Source organism: Cyanobium sp. PCC 7001 (genome assembly GCF_000155635.1).
Classification (GTDB): domain Bacteria; phylum Cyanobacteriota; class Cyanobacteriia; order PCC-6307; family Cyanobiaceae; genus NIES-981.
This window is the reverse complement of record NZ_DS990556.1, coordinates 2,033,636-2,047,825: the sequence shown is the minus strand read 5'-3', so window position 1 is coordinate 2,047,825 and position 14,190 is coordinate 2,033,636. Positions and strand designations below refer to the sequence as shown.

General features: G+C 70.8%; 15 protein-coding genes. 9 read left to right on the top strand and 6 right to left on the bottom strand.

What is annotated here, in order from left to right:
- Nucleotides 1–3 precede the first annotated feature (3 nt).
- Together CPCC7001_RS10105 and CPCC7001_RS10100 are read left to right on the top strand one after the other, a co-directional pair.
- Nucleotides 4–738 carry a lecithin retinol acyltransferase family protein gene (locus tag CPCC7001_RS10105; protein ID WP_006911778.1) on the top strand — a complete coding sequence of 245 codons (735 nt, stop codon included), beginning with the start codon at nt 4–6 and terminating at the stop codon, nt 736–738.
- A gap of 31 nt (nt 739–769) precedes the next feature.
- On the top strand, nt 770–2,707 hold the full coding sequence (locus CPCC7001_RS10100) for a DNA polymerase III subunit gamma/tau (protein WP_006910846.1): 1,938 nt from the start codon (nt 770–772) through the stop codon (nt 2,705–2,707).
- Nucleotides 2,708–2,743: 36 nt separating this feature from the next.
- On the opposite strand, the gene CPCC7001_RS10095 is transcribed toward CPCC7001_RS10100, so the two are convergent.
- Together CPCC7001_RS10095 and CPCC7001_RS10090 are read right to left on the bottom strand one after the other, a co-directional pair.
- Nucleotides 2,744–4,135: a glycosyltransferase family 2 protein gene (locus CPCC7001_RS10095; RefSeq protein ID WP_043368922.1), complete on the bottom strand. Its 1,392-nt coding sequence runs from the start codon at nt 4,133–4,135 to the stop codon at nt 2,744–2,746.
- A 24-nt stretch (nt 4,136–4,159) separates the two neighbouring features.
- The gene (locus CPCC7001_RS10090) at nt 4,160–5,737 is read right to left on the bottom strand and encodes a SpoIID/LytB domain-containing protein (RefSeq protein WP_050757229.1); all 1,578 of its coding nucleotides are present in this window, start codon (nt 5,735–5,737) and stop codon (nt 4,160–4,162) included.
- An 82-nt stretch (nt 5,738–5,819) separates the two neighbouring features.
- On the opposite strand from CPCC7001_RS10090, the gene rpmI reads away from it, so the two are divergent.
- Genes rpmI through CPCC7001_RS10075 form a run of 3 tightly spaced genes read left to right on the top strand, consistent with a single transcriptional unit; the run spans nt 5,820 to nt 6,997 of the window.
- Nucleotides 5,820–6,017 carry a 50S ribosomal protein L35 gene (gene rpmI, locus CPCC7001_RS10085; RefSeq protein WP_006911369.1) on the top strand — a complete coding sequence of 66 codons (198 nt, stop codon included), beginning with the start codon at nt 5,820–5,822 and terminating at the stop codon, nt 6,015–6,017.
- Nucleotides 6,018–6,068: 51 nt separating this feature from the next.
- Nucleotides 6,069–6,416, top strand: coding sequence for a 50S ribosomal protein L20 (rplT, locus tag CPCC7001_RS10080; RefSeq protein ID WP_006909862.1), 348 nt, complete (start codon nt 6,069–6,071; stop codon nt 6,414–6,416).
- A gap of 29 nt (nt 6,417–6,445) precedes the next feature.
- A complete protein-coding gene (locus CPCC7001_RS10075; protein WP_006910688.1) occupies nt 6,446–6,997 on the top strand; it encodes a tetratricopeptide repeat protein in 552 nt (183 codons plus the stop codon).
- A gap of 6 nt (nt 6,998–7,003) precedes the next feature.
- Here CPCC7001_RS10075 and CPCC7001_RS10070 read toward each other — a convergent pair whose 3' ends face one another.
- Complete coding sequence (locus CPCC7001_RS10070) at nt 7,004–7,648, bottom strand: hypothetical protein (protein ID WP_225867228.1); 645 nt, start codon at nt 7,646–7,648, stop codon at nt 7,004–7,006.
- 60 nt (nt 7,649–7,708) lie between these two features.
- Here CPCC7001_RS10070 and CPCC7001_RS10065 point away from each other — a divergent pair, with 60 nt between their 5' ends.
- The 4 genes from CPCC7001_RS10065 to CPCC7001_RS10050 all read left to right on the top strand — a co-directional run bounded on the left by CPCC7001_RS10065 (nt 7,709) and on the right by CPCC7001_RS10050 (nt 11,295).
- Nucleotides 7,709–8,554 (top strand): thiazole synthase, encoded by an 846-nt coding sequence (locus CPCC7001_RS10065; RefSeq protein ID WP_006909945.1) that lies wholly within the window; start codon nt 7,709–7,711, stop codon nt 8,552–8,554.
- Nucleotides 8,555–8,668: 114 nt separating this feature from the next.
- Entirely contained in the window at nt 8,669–8,839 is a 171-nt protein-coding gene (psb34, locus tag CPCC7001_RS10060) for a photosystem II assembly protein Psb34 (RefSeq protein WP_006910003.1), read from the top strand.
- Between the two features lie 100 nt (nt 8,840–8,939).
- Complete coding sequence (locus tag CPCC7001_RS10055; protein WP_006911608.1) at nt 8,940–10,133, top strand: NAD-dependent epimerase/dehydratase family protein; 1,194 nt, start codon at nt 8,940–8,942, stop codon at nt 10,131–10,133.
- Nucleotides 10,134–10,146: 13 nt separating this feature from the next.
- Complete coding sequence (locus CPCC7001_RS10050; RefSeq protein WP_006910279.1) at nt 10,147–11,295, top strand: glycosyltransferase family 1 protein; 1,149 nt, start codon at nt 10,147–10,149, stop codon at nt 11,293–11,295.
- 30 nt (nt 11,296–11,325) lie between these two features.
- Here CPCC7001_RS10050 and mrdA read toward each other — a convergent pair whose 3' ends face one another.
- Genes mrdA through CPCC7001_RS10035 form a run of 3 tightly spaced genes read right to left on the bottom strand, consistent with a single transcriptional unit; the run spans nt 11,326 to nt 14,142 of the window.
- Nucleotides 11,326–13,077: a penicillin-binding protein 2 gene (gene mrdA, locus CPCC7001_RS10045; RefSeq protein WP_006909644.1), complete on the bottom strand. Its 1,752-nt coding sequence runs from the start codon at nt 13,075–13,077 to the stop codon at nt 11,326–11,328.
- Between the two features lie 2 nt (nt 13,078–13,079).
- Nucleotides 13,080–13,463 (bottom strand): hypothetical protein, encoded by a 384-nt coding sequence (locus CPCC7001_RS10040; RefSeq protein ID WP_006911227.1) that lies wholly within the window; start codon nt 13,461–13,463, stop codon nt 13,080–13,082.
- A gap of 52 nt (nt 13,464–13,515) precedes the next feature.
- Nucleotides 13,516–14,142, bottom strand: a complete 627-nt coding sequence (locus CPCC7001_RS10035) for a hypothetical protein (protein WP_006910982.1) — start codon at nt 14,140–14,142, stop codon at nt 13,516–13,518.
- Nucleotides 14,143–14,190 lie beyond the last annotated feature (48 nt).

Here is a 14,190-nt window from a genome sequence, read left to right as displayed (position 1 = left end):
CTCTTGGCCGCAGCCGACCATCTGCAGGTTCCGCGCCAGCACGGCCTGTTCAGCCATCACGGCATCGACCTCGGCGACGGCACGGTGGCCCACTATCTGGAGGGTCGGGAGATCCTGCGCAGCAGCACCGACGACTTCAGCCGCGGCCAGCCGGTGAGTGTGGTGGACTACCCGGAGGGCAGCTGTTCCCCCGCCGGGGTCTGCCTGCGCCGTGCCATGGGCCGGCTGGGGGAACAGAACTACAACCTGCTGTTCAACAACTGCGAGCACTTCGCCCACTGGTGCAAGACCGGCCGGCACCGCAGCGCCCAGGTGGAGGGATGGCTGCACTCCGGCAGCCTCGGCGCCCTGGCCTTCGGCCAGTGGATGCCAGCCGCCGTGCTCACCGCCGCCAGACTCCTGCTGCGCCAGGGCAGCCGGCTGGATGGCCTCAAGCTCGATGGCCTCCGCCTGGACGGGTTCAACCTGGAGGGGCTCAACCTGGATCCGGCCCAGCTGGAGAAGGGCCTGGATCTGGCCCGGCAGACCCTCGCCCAGCTGGAGGGGCTGCGCCAGAAACTGCAGGCGGGCCTCGACGACGCCCTGGCCAGAGCCGAAGCCCGCTGGGGCGAGGGCCAGTTCGAGAGCCTGCGGCGATCGGCCCAGTCCCTGGCCGACCAGCTCGCCGAAGTGGAGGATCTCGAGGCCGCCCTGGAGACCCGACTGCATGGACTGCTGGAACCCGGGGACGACCAGTAACCTCGACATCCCGCCCGTCTGAGGCCGCCCCATGGGACAGGCCTACCAGCCCCTCCACCACAAGTACCGGCCCCAGCGGTTCGACCAGCTCGTGGGTCAGGAGGCGATCGCCGCCACCATGGCCAACGCCCTGCGCTCCGGGCGGATCGCGCCGGCCTACCTGTTCAGCGGACCCCGCGGCACCGGCAAGACCTCCAGCGCCCGCATCCTGGCGCGTTCCCTCAACTGCACCGCCGCAGCGGGACCCACCCCCGACCCCTGCGGCCGCTGCGAGCTCTGCACGACGATCGCGGCGGGCAACGCCCTCGACGTGATCGAGATCGACGCCGCCTCCAACACCGGCGTGGACAACATCCGGGAGCTGATCGAGCGCTCCCGCTTCGCCCCCGTGCAGGCGCGCTGGAAGGTGTACGTGGTGGACGAATGCCACATGCTCTCCACGGCGGCCTTCAACGCCCTGCTCAAGACCCTGGAGGAGCCGCCGCCCCAGGTGGTGTTCGTGCTCGCCACCACCGACCCCCAGCGGGTGCTGCCCACCATCCTCAGCCGCTGCCAGCGGTTCGATTTCCGTCGCATCCCCCTGGAGTCCCTGGAAGGGCACCTGCGCTGGATCGCCGCGGAGGAGGCCATCGCCATCACCCCCGAGGCGCTGCACGTGGTGGCCCAGCGGGCCCAAGGGGGCCTGCGGGATGCCGAGAGCCTGCTCGATCAGCTCAGCCTGCTGCCACCACCGGTCGAGGTGGACGCCGTGTGGGACCTGCTGGGGGCGGTGCCCGAGCAGGAACTCCTGCAGCTGGCCGGCGCCCTGGCCGGGGCCGAGCCGATCGCCCTGATCGAGGCGACGCGGCACCTGCTGGAGCGGGGCCGGGAGCCGGCGGCGGTGCTGCAGGGCCTCACCAGCCTGTTGCGCGACCTGGTGCTGGCGGGCACCGCCCCCGACCGGCTGGAGCTCACGGCCGTGTCCCCCCAGTTCCGTCCGCAGCTGCCTGGTCTGGCCCGCAGCCTCGGCAAGGCCAGGCTGCTGCAGTGGCAGGCCCAGCTCAAGGGCAGTGAGCAGCAGTTGCGCCACAGCGTCAACCCGCGGCTCTGGCTGGAAGTGCTCCTGCTGGGGCTGCTGGCAGGCCCGGAGCCGGTCGCTGGCGCCCAGCCCACACCGGCCGCGGCCCCGACGGCGGCATCGACCGCGGTCCCGGCCACCCTGCCGCGACGTCTCGCCGACCCCCCACCGCCGCGGGAGGAAGCCCCGTCTGCCAAGCCCTCTCCCATCCCCGCGCCTGCGCCTGTCCCTAACCCTGTGACGGCGCCTGTCACGGCCCCTGGGGTCGCCGCGGCAGCCGGGGCTGGGCCGGACCCACGGCCAGCGCCCCCGACCGAGCCGGCGGACACCACCCCTGACCTGCACGAGCTCTGGCAGCAGATCCTGGCCTGTCTGGAGCTGCCCTCCACACGCATGCTGCTGTCCCAGCAGGCCCATCTGGTGCGGCTGGATGGCCGCCGGGCCGTCGTGCAGGTGAGCGCCAACTGGATCGCCATGGTGCAGAGCCGCCAGGCCCTGGTGGAGCAGGCCATCGCCAAGGCGCTCGGAAGCCCGAGGCAGATGGTGCTGGAGGCCGGCAGCGAACCTCCCCAGCCGGCGCCTCCGCCCCTGGCCGCTCCAGCACCAGCACCAGCACCAGCACCAGCAGCCTCGCCCGTCAGCGGGGCAGTCACGGCCACGGCTTCTCCGGCACCAGCTGCGGCTCCGGCTCCCGGGATCCCTGCCGCTCACCCTCACGTATCCACCGCCGCTGCGGGCGTTCGGGAGCAACCGGGTTCCGCCACCGCCTCGGCCGCCTCAGCCCCCGCTGCGCCGACACCCCCGGACCCCTCCCTGCTCGATGACAGGGCCCGCCGACTGGCGGAATTCTTCAACGGGGAGGTGGTCGATCTGGATGGACCGCTGGAGGACCTCGATCGCGGCGTGGCCTGAGCAGGGACCAGCGCAGCGGCACGAACCGCTCCGCCGTCAGGCGATGGCCGATTCCTCCACGGCGGCGTCCTCGCAGCCGGCTTCTCCGAGGTGGAGGGTCTTGGCCCACACCAGACGCTTCGGGAACAGAGCCATGCGCACGCTGGTCCAGGGAATCACCAGGAACCAGTGGCCGAGGTAGGCGATGCCCAGGGCGAGGTTCCAGGGGGTCATCCGCGGGAACACGGGCCCCTCGCTGCTGCGGCGGCAGCCCAGCAGGATTGAACAGCCGGAGAGCCCGAAGGCCACGAAGGAGAGGGGCCAGATCGTGGGGGCGGTGAGGGTGACCAGAGCCCCCACCAGATCAGCCATGGCCACCATGGGCATGGCGTACTGCAGCAGGAAGAAGCAGAGGAGATCCAGCTTGCGGCGGCCGCTCACCCGCTCGGAGAGCAGGCCCGGGGCGTAGTCGAAGAAGCGCTGCAGGCCCCCCTCGGCCCAGCGCTGGCGCTGGCGCCAGAGGGCCGCCAGGCTGAGCACCGCTTCCTCCCGCACCGGCGGATCCCAGACGATGCCGATCGGCTGCTCCTGCAGCAGGAGCCGGAAGCTCAGGTCCAGATCGTCGGTGACGGTGGCCTCGTTGAAGCCCCCGGCCGCCAGGAGCGCATCCCGCCGCAGCAGCTGACCGTTGCCCCGCAGCTCCACCACGCCGCCCTGTTCCAGCCGACCCTCCTGGATCACCGCATCAAGCGCCATCTCCATGGCCTGGGCCCGGGTGAGCCAGTTGGTGAGGGGGTTGGCCACGGCCTTGCGCATCTGCACGGCAGACCAGCCGAGCGCCTCGGCCCTGGGCAGGAGGCGCTCGAGCGTGTCGGGCTGCAGGTCTGCGTCGGCATCGAGCACGAGCATCCAGCGGGCGCGTAGATGGGGCAGAGCCATGTTGAGGGCCCCGGACTTGCCGCCACCGGCATCCGCTTCCCGGCGCAGCACCTGCAGGAAGGGGAAGCGGCCACGCAGCTCCTGCAGCACTTCGGGGGTGCGGTCGGAGCTGCCGTCGTCCACCACCCAGAGCCGCAGGTCCCCGGCGGTGGGGCGCAGCATGCCGATGCGTTCCACCAGACGGGCGATCACGGCCTGCTCATCGCGGGCGGCCACAACCACATCCACCCCATCCGGACCTGGGTCCTGCGGTTTAGGGCCGGGCGAAGGACTGCCCTCACGATCCCCGGGCCGGCCGCGATCCAGGGCCGGCACCAGCACCGTGTAGAGGCTGTAGCCCCCCAGCAGCAGGGCCATGCCCGTGGCCGGCCAGAGCCGCAGCCCCGGCTCCAGCCAGTGGGGCATGAGCCCTGCCCAGCCGCAGGCGATCACGAAGAGAGCCGATTTGCCTCGGCGCCCGCCGGGGCCAGCCTCCCTGTGGCCATCGGTGGTACTGCCGTCCGCGGCCATGGCGTTCCCGGAAGTTCCCGGACTCTAAGGGGCACTCCCGGGAGGATTGGTGTCCAGTGCTGACAGGGGCTGCAGGGTGGTGCCGGGGTAGTAGAGCTCGAGAATCCGCTGCAGGGGCCAGCCGCGCCTGGCCAGATCGATGGCACCGGCCTGGGAGAGTCCGGCGCCGTGGCCGAAGCCACCGCCCTCGAAGCGCCAGCTGCCCGGGCCGCTCGGGCTCACCACGAACAGCGTGCTCGGCAGCTGGCGCAGGTTGCGGCGGATCGCATCCAGACGGAGCACCGTGGCACCGCCTGTGCCCTGGACCTGCAGGGCCAGCACCCGACCGCTCATGCCCCGCTCCAGCACCGTGACCCGCTCGGGGGTCCCGAGCTGGGGCTCCAGCCGCTGCAGGGCCTGGGCGATCTGGCCCGCCGTGAGGGTGCGGGTCCAGCGGAAGCGGGGATGGTCGACGCCATGGAAGCCGTTGCCGGTGGCCAGCAGCTGCGGCACCTGACCGCTCGCCAGCGGCAGGGGGAACCGCGCCTTCAGGGCCTGGGAACCATCCACCGCGGAGCGCAGGTAGGGCAACGGAGCACCGCTCCACACCTCCTCGAAACCGGCGGACACCCCGCCATTGGTGGCGTGGTACACGGCGTGGATCGGCTGCCCCTGCCAGGTGAGCACCTGGGAGCGGGTGGCCGCGATGGCCTGGCGCACCCCGGAACCGGCCTGGCGCGGGTCGGCGTAGACCTGGCACTGGGTGTCGGCACACAGGTGGTAGCCGTCCACCGCGAAGCGCACCCGGTTGCGCACCGCCCAGGTGCGGGCCAGGACGGCCTGGGCCGCCAGAGCGGCCGGGGGCGAGGCGGCCCCGATCTCATGGGGCACCACGCCCTGGAGGTAGCGCTCGAGGGGCACCTCCTCCACCAGGGTCCAGCTGCCGTAGGCATCGGGCTGGAGCCGGAAGGGCCCCTGGAACAGACCTCCCTGCCAGCGCAGGCCGCCCGGCGTCTCCAGCCGCAGGGGCCCGTCCAGCAGCACCGGCCCGGCATCGCGACGCAGCTCCAGCACAGCCCGCTGCTCCAGCTGCTGCTCCACCTGCCGGGAGGGACCGAGGCTCGGGGGCAGGGGAGCTGAGAGGGGCGCCCACACCTCCCAGTCGCGGGGGTTGGCGATGCGCGGCTCCACCCCGGCCGCCTTCCAGCGGCCGGCCGCCTCCTCAGCGCTCTCGTAGCTGGCGAAGGGTCCCAGCACCTGACGACGGATCCGCAGGGGCGGGTCCACCGGCACGGTGCGCCAGTGCAGCACCAGCCGCGGCGAGCTGTAGCGGGCCCCTTCAGGCGTCACCAGGGTGATCAGGCCCTCACCGCTGCGCAGCTCCAGCGGGGTGTCGGGCCGGAGATGGGAGGCGAGCCCCACCCACAGCACCGGGTTGCTGGCGTCGAGCTCCGGCGGTGCCGGCACCGGCCAGCCCAGCCGGGCAGGGGCAGGCGGGGCGGGGGGCGCCGCCATGGGCGCGGCCTGGCAGCCCGAGGCGGCCAGCAGAAGGCTCACCCCGAAGGCACCCAGGGCCGGGCGGACCGCAGGCGGCCGGGGATGGCGGGGACGGGCGCTGGGCATCGGCAGGGGCACTGGCAACGGGAGCTTGGTGGAAGGCGGGGCCGCGTCGTACTCTGCTCGTTTGTGCCCGCGTTGGGGAGACATGCCGAAGCTCAAGACCCGCAAAGCAGCCGCCAAGCGGTTCAAGGCCACCGGCAGTGGCAAGTTCCTGCGTCGCCGGGCCTTCCGTAACCACCTGCTGGACCACAAGAGCCCGAAACGGAAGCGCTACCTGGGCACCATGGCCGTCGTCGACGAGCGCGACGCCGACAACGTGAGCGCCATGCTCCCCTACGCCTGAGCTTCCCGGCAGCCGGTTCCGTTCCGATCCATCACCACCTGATTTCCTTCCATGGCCCGCGTCAAGAGGGGCAACGTTGCCCGCAAGCGTCGTAACAAGATCCTGCGGCTGGCCCGTGGCTTCAGGGGCGGCAACGGTTCCCTGTTCCGCACCGCCAACCAGCGGGTGATGAAGGCCCTCTGCAACGCCTACCGCGACCGTCGCCGCCGCAAGCGGGACTTCCGCCGTCTCTGGATCGCCCGCATCAACGCTGCGGCCCGCCTGAACGGCGTGAGCTACAGCCGTCTGATGGGTGGTCTGAAGAAGGCCGATGTGCGCCTGAACCGCAAGATGCTGGCCCAGCTCGCCGTGGTCGATCCCGGCAGCTTCACCAGCGTGGTCGGCACCGCCAAGAACTGAATCGTCCCCTCGTACCACTCACCGCCACCTTGGACACCCTGCTTCCCCAGGCCTATCTGATCGGCCTGGTCGTTCTCCTGGGCGGTGCCGCTGTGGTGGTGGCCCGCCAGATCTGGAGGGTGCGAAGCGACGAGGTCACCCTGGCGCGCCTGGAGCGCGACCTCGCTCCGGGCGAGGTGAAGGGGTCGGCCGATGCGGCCAGCCTCTATGAGCTCGGATCGGTGCAGCTGCGCAAGCGCCTCTACAGCCAGGCGGCCGACAGCCTCACCCGGGCCCTGCAGCTGGCCATCGCCCAGGAGGATCCCCCCGAAGCGGTGGCCCTGATCGAGAATGCCCTTGGCTTCTCCCTTGCCGCCCAGACCAAGTACAAGCCGGCTCTCAAGCACTACCGCGCCGCACTGAAGGCCAAGCCCGACTATCCGGTGGCGCTGAACAATCTGGCCTACGCCCTCGAGAAACTCCAGAACGCCGAAGAGGCCGCCAGCACCTACCGCAAGGTGCTGGAGCTGGACAGCGGCAACCGCACGGCCCAGCGGCGGCTCAGCCGGCTGGAGCGCACCCTGGGCACCACAGCCGCCTGAATCCGTTCACCACATACCCCGCACCGGCACGCCGGCGGGCACTGGGGCCGGGGCCGGCACGAAGGCGGTGCGCGGGCGCAGGTCGAGGCGGCCGCCGGGGTTGGTCAGCCGGGGCGCGTTCCAGCCGGAGAGCAGGAACCCCTGCTGCCCGGAGAACGCGCCGCCCATCTCGAGACCGCCGACGTTGCAGCGGCAGAGCAGCAACAGGTCGAGCTGGTCGGATTCGGCATTCAGGTTGCCCTGGATCGGCGTGGCGGTGCCATCGATCGTGATGTCACCGCGCAGATCCACGATCTGGCCGAAGGCGGTGACGGCGGTGAGCCGCAGCTCGGCGGGTACGGCCCGGTTGGTGTCGAAGGGCTGGTAGGTGCCCACCCACTCCCGGGGAATGTCGCGGGCCAGCAGCTGGGCACGGCCCACCGGATCGAAGGTTTCCACGGCGCCGGCGCCGGCGCCGTAGGTGTCGACCTGGAAGGTGGCGGATGCCGGCGGATTGAACGGCAGGAAGCCGTCGCTGGCCAGCGGCGTGGCGGCCATGGCACGGCCTGGCAGCAGGGGAATGGCCAGCAGGGGGAGCGCCATGAGCAGGAGCGGGCGAAGCGCGGCGAGGGGCGCGTCGGCTGGCGCGTCGGTGGGCGCGGCGATGGTCACGGCAACGGCGGTGGCTGATGGGAGGCTAGATGGATTGTCATCCATGCGCCGGAATCCACCGTGGTGCCGCAGCCAGCCCCGCTCCTGCAGGAGCCGCAACACCTCGACCCCCCGGACGAGCCGCTCACCATCGGCGGCCGTCGCTTCCACAGCCGCCTGATGACCGGCACGGGCAAGTACCCAAGCCTGGCCAGCATGCAGGCCAGCCTCCGCGCCAGCGCCTGCGAGATCGTCACCGTGGCCGTGCGGCGCGTGCAGAGCCTGGCGGCGGGGCATGAGGGTCTGATGGAGGCCATCGACTGGCAGCGGGTCTGGATGCTGCCCAACACCGCCGGCTGCGCCACGGCGGAGGAGGCGGTGCGGGTGGCCCGGCTCGGACGCGAACTGGCCAAGCTGGCCGGGCAGGAGGACAACACCTTCGTGAAGCTGGAGGTGATCCCCGACACGCGACACCTGCTGCCGGATCCCATCGGCACGCTGGAGGCTGCGGAGCAGCTGGTGAATGAGGGCTTCACCGTGCTGCCCTACATCAACGCCGACCCGCTGCTGGCCCGTCGGCTCGAGGAGGCCGGCTGCGCCACCGTGATGCCGCTCGGCTCGCCCATCGGTTCGGGCCAGGGGATCCGCAATGCCGCCAACATCGCCCTGATCATCGAGAACGCCACCGTTCCCGTGGTGGTGGACGCGGGCATCGGCGTGCCCAGCGAAGCGGCCCAGGCCATGGAGATGGGCGCCGATGCGCTGCTGATCAACAGCGCCATCGCCCTGGCGGGGAACCCCGCGGCCATGGCGGGTGCCATGGCACAGGCCTGTCAGGCGGGCCGCACCGCGTTCCTGGCCGGCCGGCTGCCGCGTCGCGCCCAGGCCAGCCCCAGTTCCCCGCTCCAGGGACGGGTGGGCGGCTGAACGCCTCCTGAAGGACCTCGGCCGGCACGTGAACTTCCGTTGACGTTCCCCCCGCCTGTCGAAGACTGCGCCGATTTCACTCCATAGGGTGTGGCCCTTGTGCTTTCCCTTTTCATGCAGGTCACCGAAGAAGACGGCGGCAAGCTCAATGCCTTCGCCCGGGAGCCCCGCATGGTGGTGATGGAGGAGGGGGAGCGCAGCACCAGCCAGACCAAACTGCTGCTGATCGGCGGGGCCGTGCTGGTGCTGGCCCTGGTGGGCCTGGCTGCCGGAATCAGCGGCTGAGACGGCCGGAACGCCTGTAGTAGCTTGCCTGGATGAGCAGCCGCTCATCCTGCGGGGTCTGGGGTTTTCGGCATGAGGGTTTCGCCATGAGGGTTTCGGCATGAAGGTGTTCGTTCTCGGCGGCGATGGCTTCTGCGGCTGGCCCTGTGCGGTCAACCTCGCCGACGCCGGCCACGACGTGGTGATCGTCGACAACCTCAGCCGGCGCAAGATCGACGTGGACCTGGAGGTGGAGTCACTCACCCCGATCGCCACCATCAGCGAGCGCCTGCGGGCCTGGGAGCAGGTGGGCGGCAAGCCCATGCGCTTCGTCCACCTCGACATCGCCAAGGAGTACACCCGCCTGCTCGACCTGCTGCGGGATGAGCGCCCGACGGCGGTGGTGCACTTCGCCGAGCAGCGGGCGGCGCCCTACTCGATGAAGAGCAGTGCCACCAAGCGCTACACGGTGGACAACAACGTCAACGGCACCCACAACCTGCTGGCCGCGATCGTGGAAAGCGGGCTGGACGTGCACATCGTGCACCTCGGCACCATGGGGGTGTACGGCTACGGCTCCCACCGCGGCGCCACGATCCCCGAGGGCTATCTCACCGTGGAGGTGCCCCAGCCCGATGGCAGCCGCTTCACCGAGAAGATCCTGCACCCGGCGGATCCCGGCAGCGTCTACCACATGACGAAGACGCTCGATCAACTGCTTTTCTACTACTACAACAAGAACGACGGCATCCGCGTCACCGATCTGCACCAGGGGATCGTCTGGGGCACCAACACCGCCCTCACCGAGAAGGATCCCCGTCTCACCAACCGCTTCGACTACGACGGTGACTACGGCACGGTGCTGAACCGCTTCCTGATGCAGGCGGCGATCGGCTATCCCCTCACCGTGCACGGCACCGGCGGCCAGACCCGCGCCTTCATCCACATCCGCGATTCGGTGCGCTGCGTGCAGCTGGCCCTCGAGCACCCGCCCCAGTCGGGCGAGAAGGTGAAGATCTTCAACCAGATGACCGAGAGCCACCAGGTGGGCCAACTGGCTGAGAAGGTGGCGGCCCTCACCGGCGCCTCGATCAACCACCTCCCCAACCCCCGCAAGGAGGCGATCGAGAACGATCTGATCGTGGACAACCGCTGCTTCATCGAACTGGGCCTCAAGCCCACCACCCTCGACGAGGGGCTGATGGCGGAAGTGGTGGATGTGGCCCGCCGCTGGGCCGACCGCTGCGACCGCAGCCGCATTCCCTGTGTGTCGGCCTGGACCAGCCGGCAGGCCGCAGCCATCCAGACCGCCTGAGCCGGCCCCTTCCTTGAAGATCGCCTTCTTCACCGAGACCTTCCTGCCCAAGGTCGACGGCATCGTCACCCGCCTCACCAAGACGGTGCAGCACCTGGTGGCCCTCGGGGATGAGGTGCTGATCTTCTGTCCCGAGGGGGCACCCGAGGCCTACATGGGCGCCCGGGTGGTGGGCGTGCCGGCGATGCCGCTGCCCCTTTACCCCGAACTGAAGCTGGCGCTGCCGCGCCCCGCCGTGGCGGAGGCCCTGGAGGAGTTCCAGCCCGATCTGGTCCATGTGGTGAACCCCGCCGTGCTGGGCCTGGGGGGGATCTGGCTGGCCCGCACGCGCAGCTACCCGCTGGTGGCCAGCTACCACACCCACCTGCCGAAGTATCTCGAGCACTACGGCATGGGCATGCTCGAACCCCTGCTGTGGGAACTGCTCAAGGCGGCCCACAACCAGGCCCGCCTCAACCTCTGCACCTCCACGGCCATGGTGCAGGAGCTGAGCGAGAAGGGGATCCAGCACACCGACCTGTGGCAGCGGGGCGTGGACACCGAGCTGTTCCGCCCGGCCCTGCGCAACGCCGGCATGCGCCAGCGGCTGCTGGGGGGCCACAGCGACACCGGCAAGCTGCTGCTCTACATCGGCCGTCTCTCGGCCGAAAAACAGATCGAGCGCATCCTCCCCGTGCTCGATGCCCTGCCGGATGCCCGCCTGGCCCTGGTGGGTGACGGTCCCCACCGCCAGACCCTGGAAAAGGTCTTCACCGGCACCCCCACCACCTTCGTGGGGTATCTGGCGGGAGAGGAGCTGGCCAGCGCCTACGCCAGCGGCGATGCCTTCGTGTTCCCCAGCAGCACCGAAACCCTCGGCCTGGTGCTGCTGGAAGCGATGGCCGCCGGCTGTCCGGTGGTGGGGGCCAACCGCGGCGGCATCCCCGACATCGTCACCGACGGCATCAACGGCTGTCTCTACGACCCGGACGGCATCGATGGAGGATCCGCCAGCCTGACGGCGGCGGTGCAGCGCCTGCTGGGCGACGACGCCGAGCGCCAGCAGCTGCGCCAGGCGGCCCGCCAGGAAGCGGAGCGCTGGGGATGGGCCTCGGCCACCCGGCAGCTGCGCGGGTTCTACAGCCGGCTGCTGGACCAGCCCCAGCTGCAACTGGCGGCCTGAGCGGCAGCGGCGAAACACATCCGCCAGGCGTCAGCCCGCAGCGGCGGCCGCCGTGGTGCCCCGGAACCAGGTGGTCATCAGCGCCTTCACCATCGGAGCCGCCACCGTGCCTCCGTAGCCCCCGGAGTTCTCGCCGAAGGCCACGATCACCAGGGTGGGATCGTCGGCAGGGGCATAGCCACCGAACCAGGCATGGTCCGGGCGGGGCGGATCCTCGCCGGTGCCGGTCTTGCCGGACACCGGCGGCAGCTTGGGATCGTTGAGCAGGCGGGCCGTGCCCTCGGTCACCACCATGCGCAGACCCTTCTGCAGCACCGCCAGGGTGGAGGGCTTGAGGTTGATGCGGCTGCGGGGAACAGGCCGCTCCACCAGGTGCGGCGTGACCAGCCAGCCACCGTTCGCCACCGCCGCGTACAGGCGCGCCATCTGCAGCGGCGTCACCAGCAGGGCCCCCTGGCCGATGGAGGAGGTGATCGTGTCCACCGGTGTCCAGGGCTCGCCGAGCACCTCCTTCTTCCAGGCCTGATCCCCCAGCAGACCGGGGGTCTCCTCCTCGGTGAGCTCGATGCCGGTGACGCTGCCGTAGCCGAGGCGCCGGGCCGTCTTGAACAGGGCATCCGGGCCGATCTTCAGGCCCACCCGGTAATAGAAGGTGTTGCTGCTGACTGCCAGCGCGAAGGGGAAGCCCACCATGCCGTGGGCACCGTGGTCGCCGTAACAGAGGCCGGCGTAGCAGAAGGAGTTGGTGGTCAGCACCTTGTCATCGGGGCTGTAGATGCCCGATTCGAGGGCGGCGGCGGAGGTGACGATCTTGAAGGTGCTGGCCGGGGGGAAGCCCTGGAAGGCCCGGTTCAGCAGCGGAGCGTTGGGTCCGTTGAGCGCCGCCCACTCCTTGCTGGAGGGCGCAGGTGAGAAGACATTGGGATCGAACGTGGGTCGGCTGGCCAGGGCCCGGATGGCCCCGGTCTGGGGATCCATCGCCACGATCGCCCCCTTGCGCACCCCATCGAGGGCTTTCTCGGCCGCCTGTTGCAGGGGAAGATCGAGGGTGAGCCGCAGGTCCTTGCCCGCCTTGGCCGGCTTGTCCCCCAGCACCCGCTGCACCTGTCCGGCGGCGTTCACCTCCACCTGCTGGCCGCCCCACTCGCCGCGCAGGTGGGTCTCGTACACCTTCTCCAGACCGCTGCGGCCCACCCGGTCGCGGATGCGGTACCCCTTGTCGCGCAGCCGGGCGTACTCCTCCTCGGTGATGCCGCTGGTGTAGCCGAGCACATGGGCACCGAGGCGGCCGTGGGGGTAGCTGCGCAGCACGTCCACATCCACCTCGGCGCCCCGCAGGCCGCTGGCCTGCTCGCGGAAGCGCAGCACCTGCTCGGGCCGCAGGCCCTCCGCCAGCTGGATCCGGAATCCCTCGGCGTTGTTGCCGCTGGTGCGCCTCTCATCGAGGGCGCTGGCAGGGAGCCCCAGCAGGCCCGCCAGGCGGTCCCGCAAGTCCGGCCAGGCGGCATCGGACACCTCCCGGGGCTGGATGTAGAGGTTGTAGGTGAGCCGGCTGGTGGCCAGCACCTGGCCGTTGCGATCGAGCAGACGCCCCCGGATCGGGTTGCGCGGCATCAGCCGGATGCGGTTGTCATCCGCCCGCTCGCGGTTCTCGGCGCCATGCACCAGCTGCAGCCAGGCCAGCCGGGCCACCATCGCGCCACTGAACAGCAGCACCACCACCAGCAGCAGCGCAGGCTGCTGGCCCATGCCGCTGTGGCGTCCGGCCTGGCCGTAGGCCATCCCTAGTCCGCCTCCCTGCCTGCGGCCAGCCGCTGCTCCAACAAGGTGAGGCGATCGGCCACGGCCGCCAGGCGCCGCTGCAGCTCGGCCGGATCGGCGTCGTGGGCCGGAGCTGCCGCCGGCTCGGGATTCACATCCCGCACCTCCACCTTCATCACCGGATTGCCGAGGCCGGGGCTGACCCGATCGAGCTGCTCCCGCACCTGGGTGGCCGCCGTCTCACCCTCCTCGCGCAGCTGGGCCAGGGGATCGGGAGTTGAGCCGTCGAAGGCGGCGATCAGTTCCTGCGGCCCCCCTTTGCGCACCCGCTCCACGGCGGCAAGGCCCAGCGGCAACACATCCTGCATCAGGGTGAGCCGCAGGCTGTCGAGCGGATCGGCGGCCATGGTTCGAGGCTTGGGCCTCTCCAGTCTGCCGCGCCCCGGGCTGGGGGCGGGCTCAGGGGCTGGGGCTGCCCGACATCGGCAGGCCGGGATCAACGATCACCTGCCGGCAGCTCTGCTGGCTGCCCCACCACCAGCCGCCGCCCACGGCCAGCACCACCAGCATCGCCACGGGCACCAGGGCCTGGCGGGTCACCTCCAGTCCCAGCCACTCGCGCCAGGCCCGCAGGCTGCGGTCCCGCTCGAAGCGGTTCCGCTCCCGGGCCTCCTCCTGCTGCCGGCGACGCAGGGCCTTCATCACCCAGCGCTCGAAGGCCTTCTTCTTGGTGACGGCCATCTTGCGCTCCACCTCCAGCAGGTGGCCGGCCGTGAGGTCGGGATTGAAGGTGCTGATCAGCTCCAGGCTCTTGAGGAACATCTCCACCGCCCCGTCCTTGGCCAGGCGCTCCTGGGGATCGAGCTGCTCCCAGTCGAGTTCGGGGTAGAAGCGGCGGCGGTTCGCGGCGATCTGCTCCTCCGGCAGCTGGCCGGGTTCCCGCAGCCAGCGGTCGGTGTTGGCATCGAAACGCCGCCAGTAGAGGAAGGGATTGAGGTAGACGGTCTTGCCGCCCAGCTGGATGCTGTCCTGCTGCAGACGGCGCTGCAGGTCGGGATCGCTGGATGTCGCAGGAGCGGCCGTCACGGCGGAGCTGGATGGGGCCCCGAGGGTAACGGAGGCCCATGGCGCCGG

What these genes read in the sequence shown, in the direction of transcription:
- CPCC7001_RS10100 (WP_006910846.1), top strand. Translation starts at nt 770, where the DNA reads ATGGGACAGGCCTACCAGCCCCTCCACCACAAGTACCGGCCCCAGCGG.
- CPCC7001_RS10095 (WP_043368922.1), bottom strand. Translation starts at nt 4,135, where the DNA reads ATGGCCGCGGACGGCAGTACCACCGATGGCCACAGGGAGGCTGGCCCC.
- CPCC7001_RS10090 (WP_050757229.1), bottom strand. Translation starts at nt 5,737, where the DNA reads ATGCCCAGCGCCCGTCCCCGCCATCCCCGGCCGCCTGCGGTCCGCCCG.
- rpmI (WP_006911369.1), top strand. Translation starts at nt 5,820, where the DNA reads ATGCCGAAGCTCAAGACCCGCAAAGCAGCCGCCAAGCGGTTCAAGGCC.
- rplT (WP_006909862.1), top strand. Translation starts at nt 6,069, where the DNA reads ATGGCCCGCGTCAAGAGGGGCAACGTTGCCCGCAAGCGTCGTAACAAG.
- psb34 (WP_006910003.1), top strand. Translation starts at nt 8,669, where the DNA reads ATGCAGGTCACCGAAGAAGACGGCGGCAAGCTCAATGCCTTCGCCCGG.
- CPCC7001_RS10055 (WP_006911608.1), top strand. Translation starts at nt 8,940, where the DNA reads ATGAAGGTGTTCGTTCTCGGCGGCGATGGCTTCTGCGGCTGGCCCTGT.
- mrdA (WP_006909644.1), bottom strand. Translation starts at nt 13,077, where the DNA reads ATGGCCTACGGCCAGGCCGGACGCCACAGCGGCATGGGCCAGCAGCCT.
- CPCC7001_RS10040 (WP_006911227.1), bottom strand. Translation starts at nt 13,463, where the DNA reads ATGGCCGCCGATCCGCTCGACAGCCTGCGGCTCACCCTGATGCAGGAT.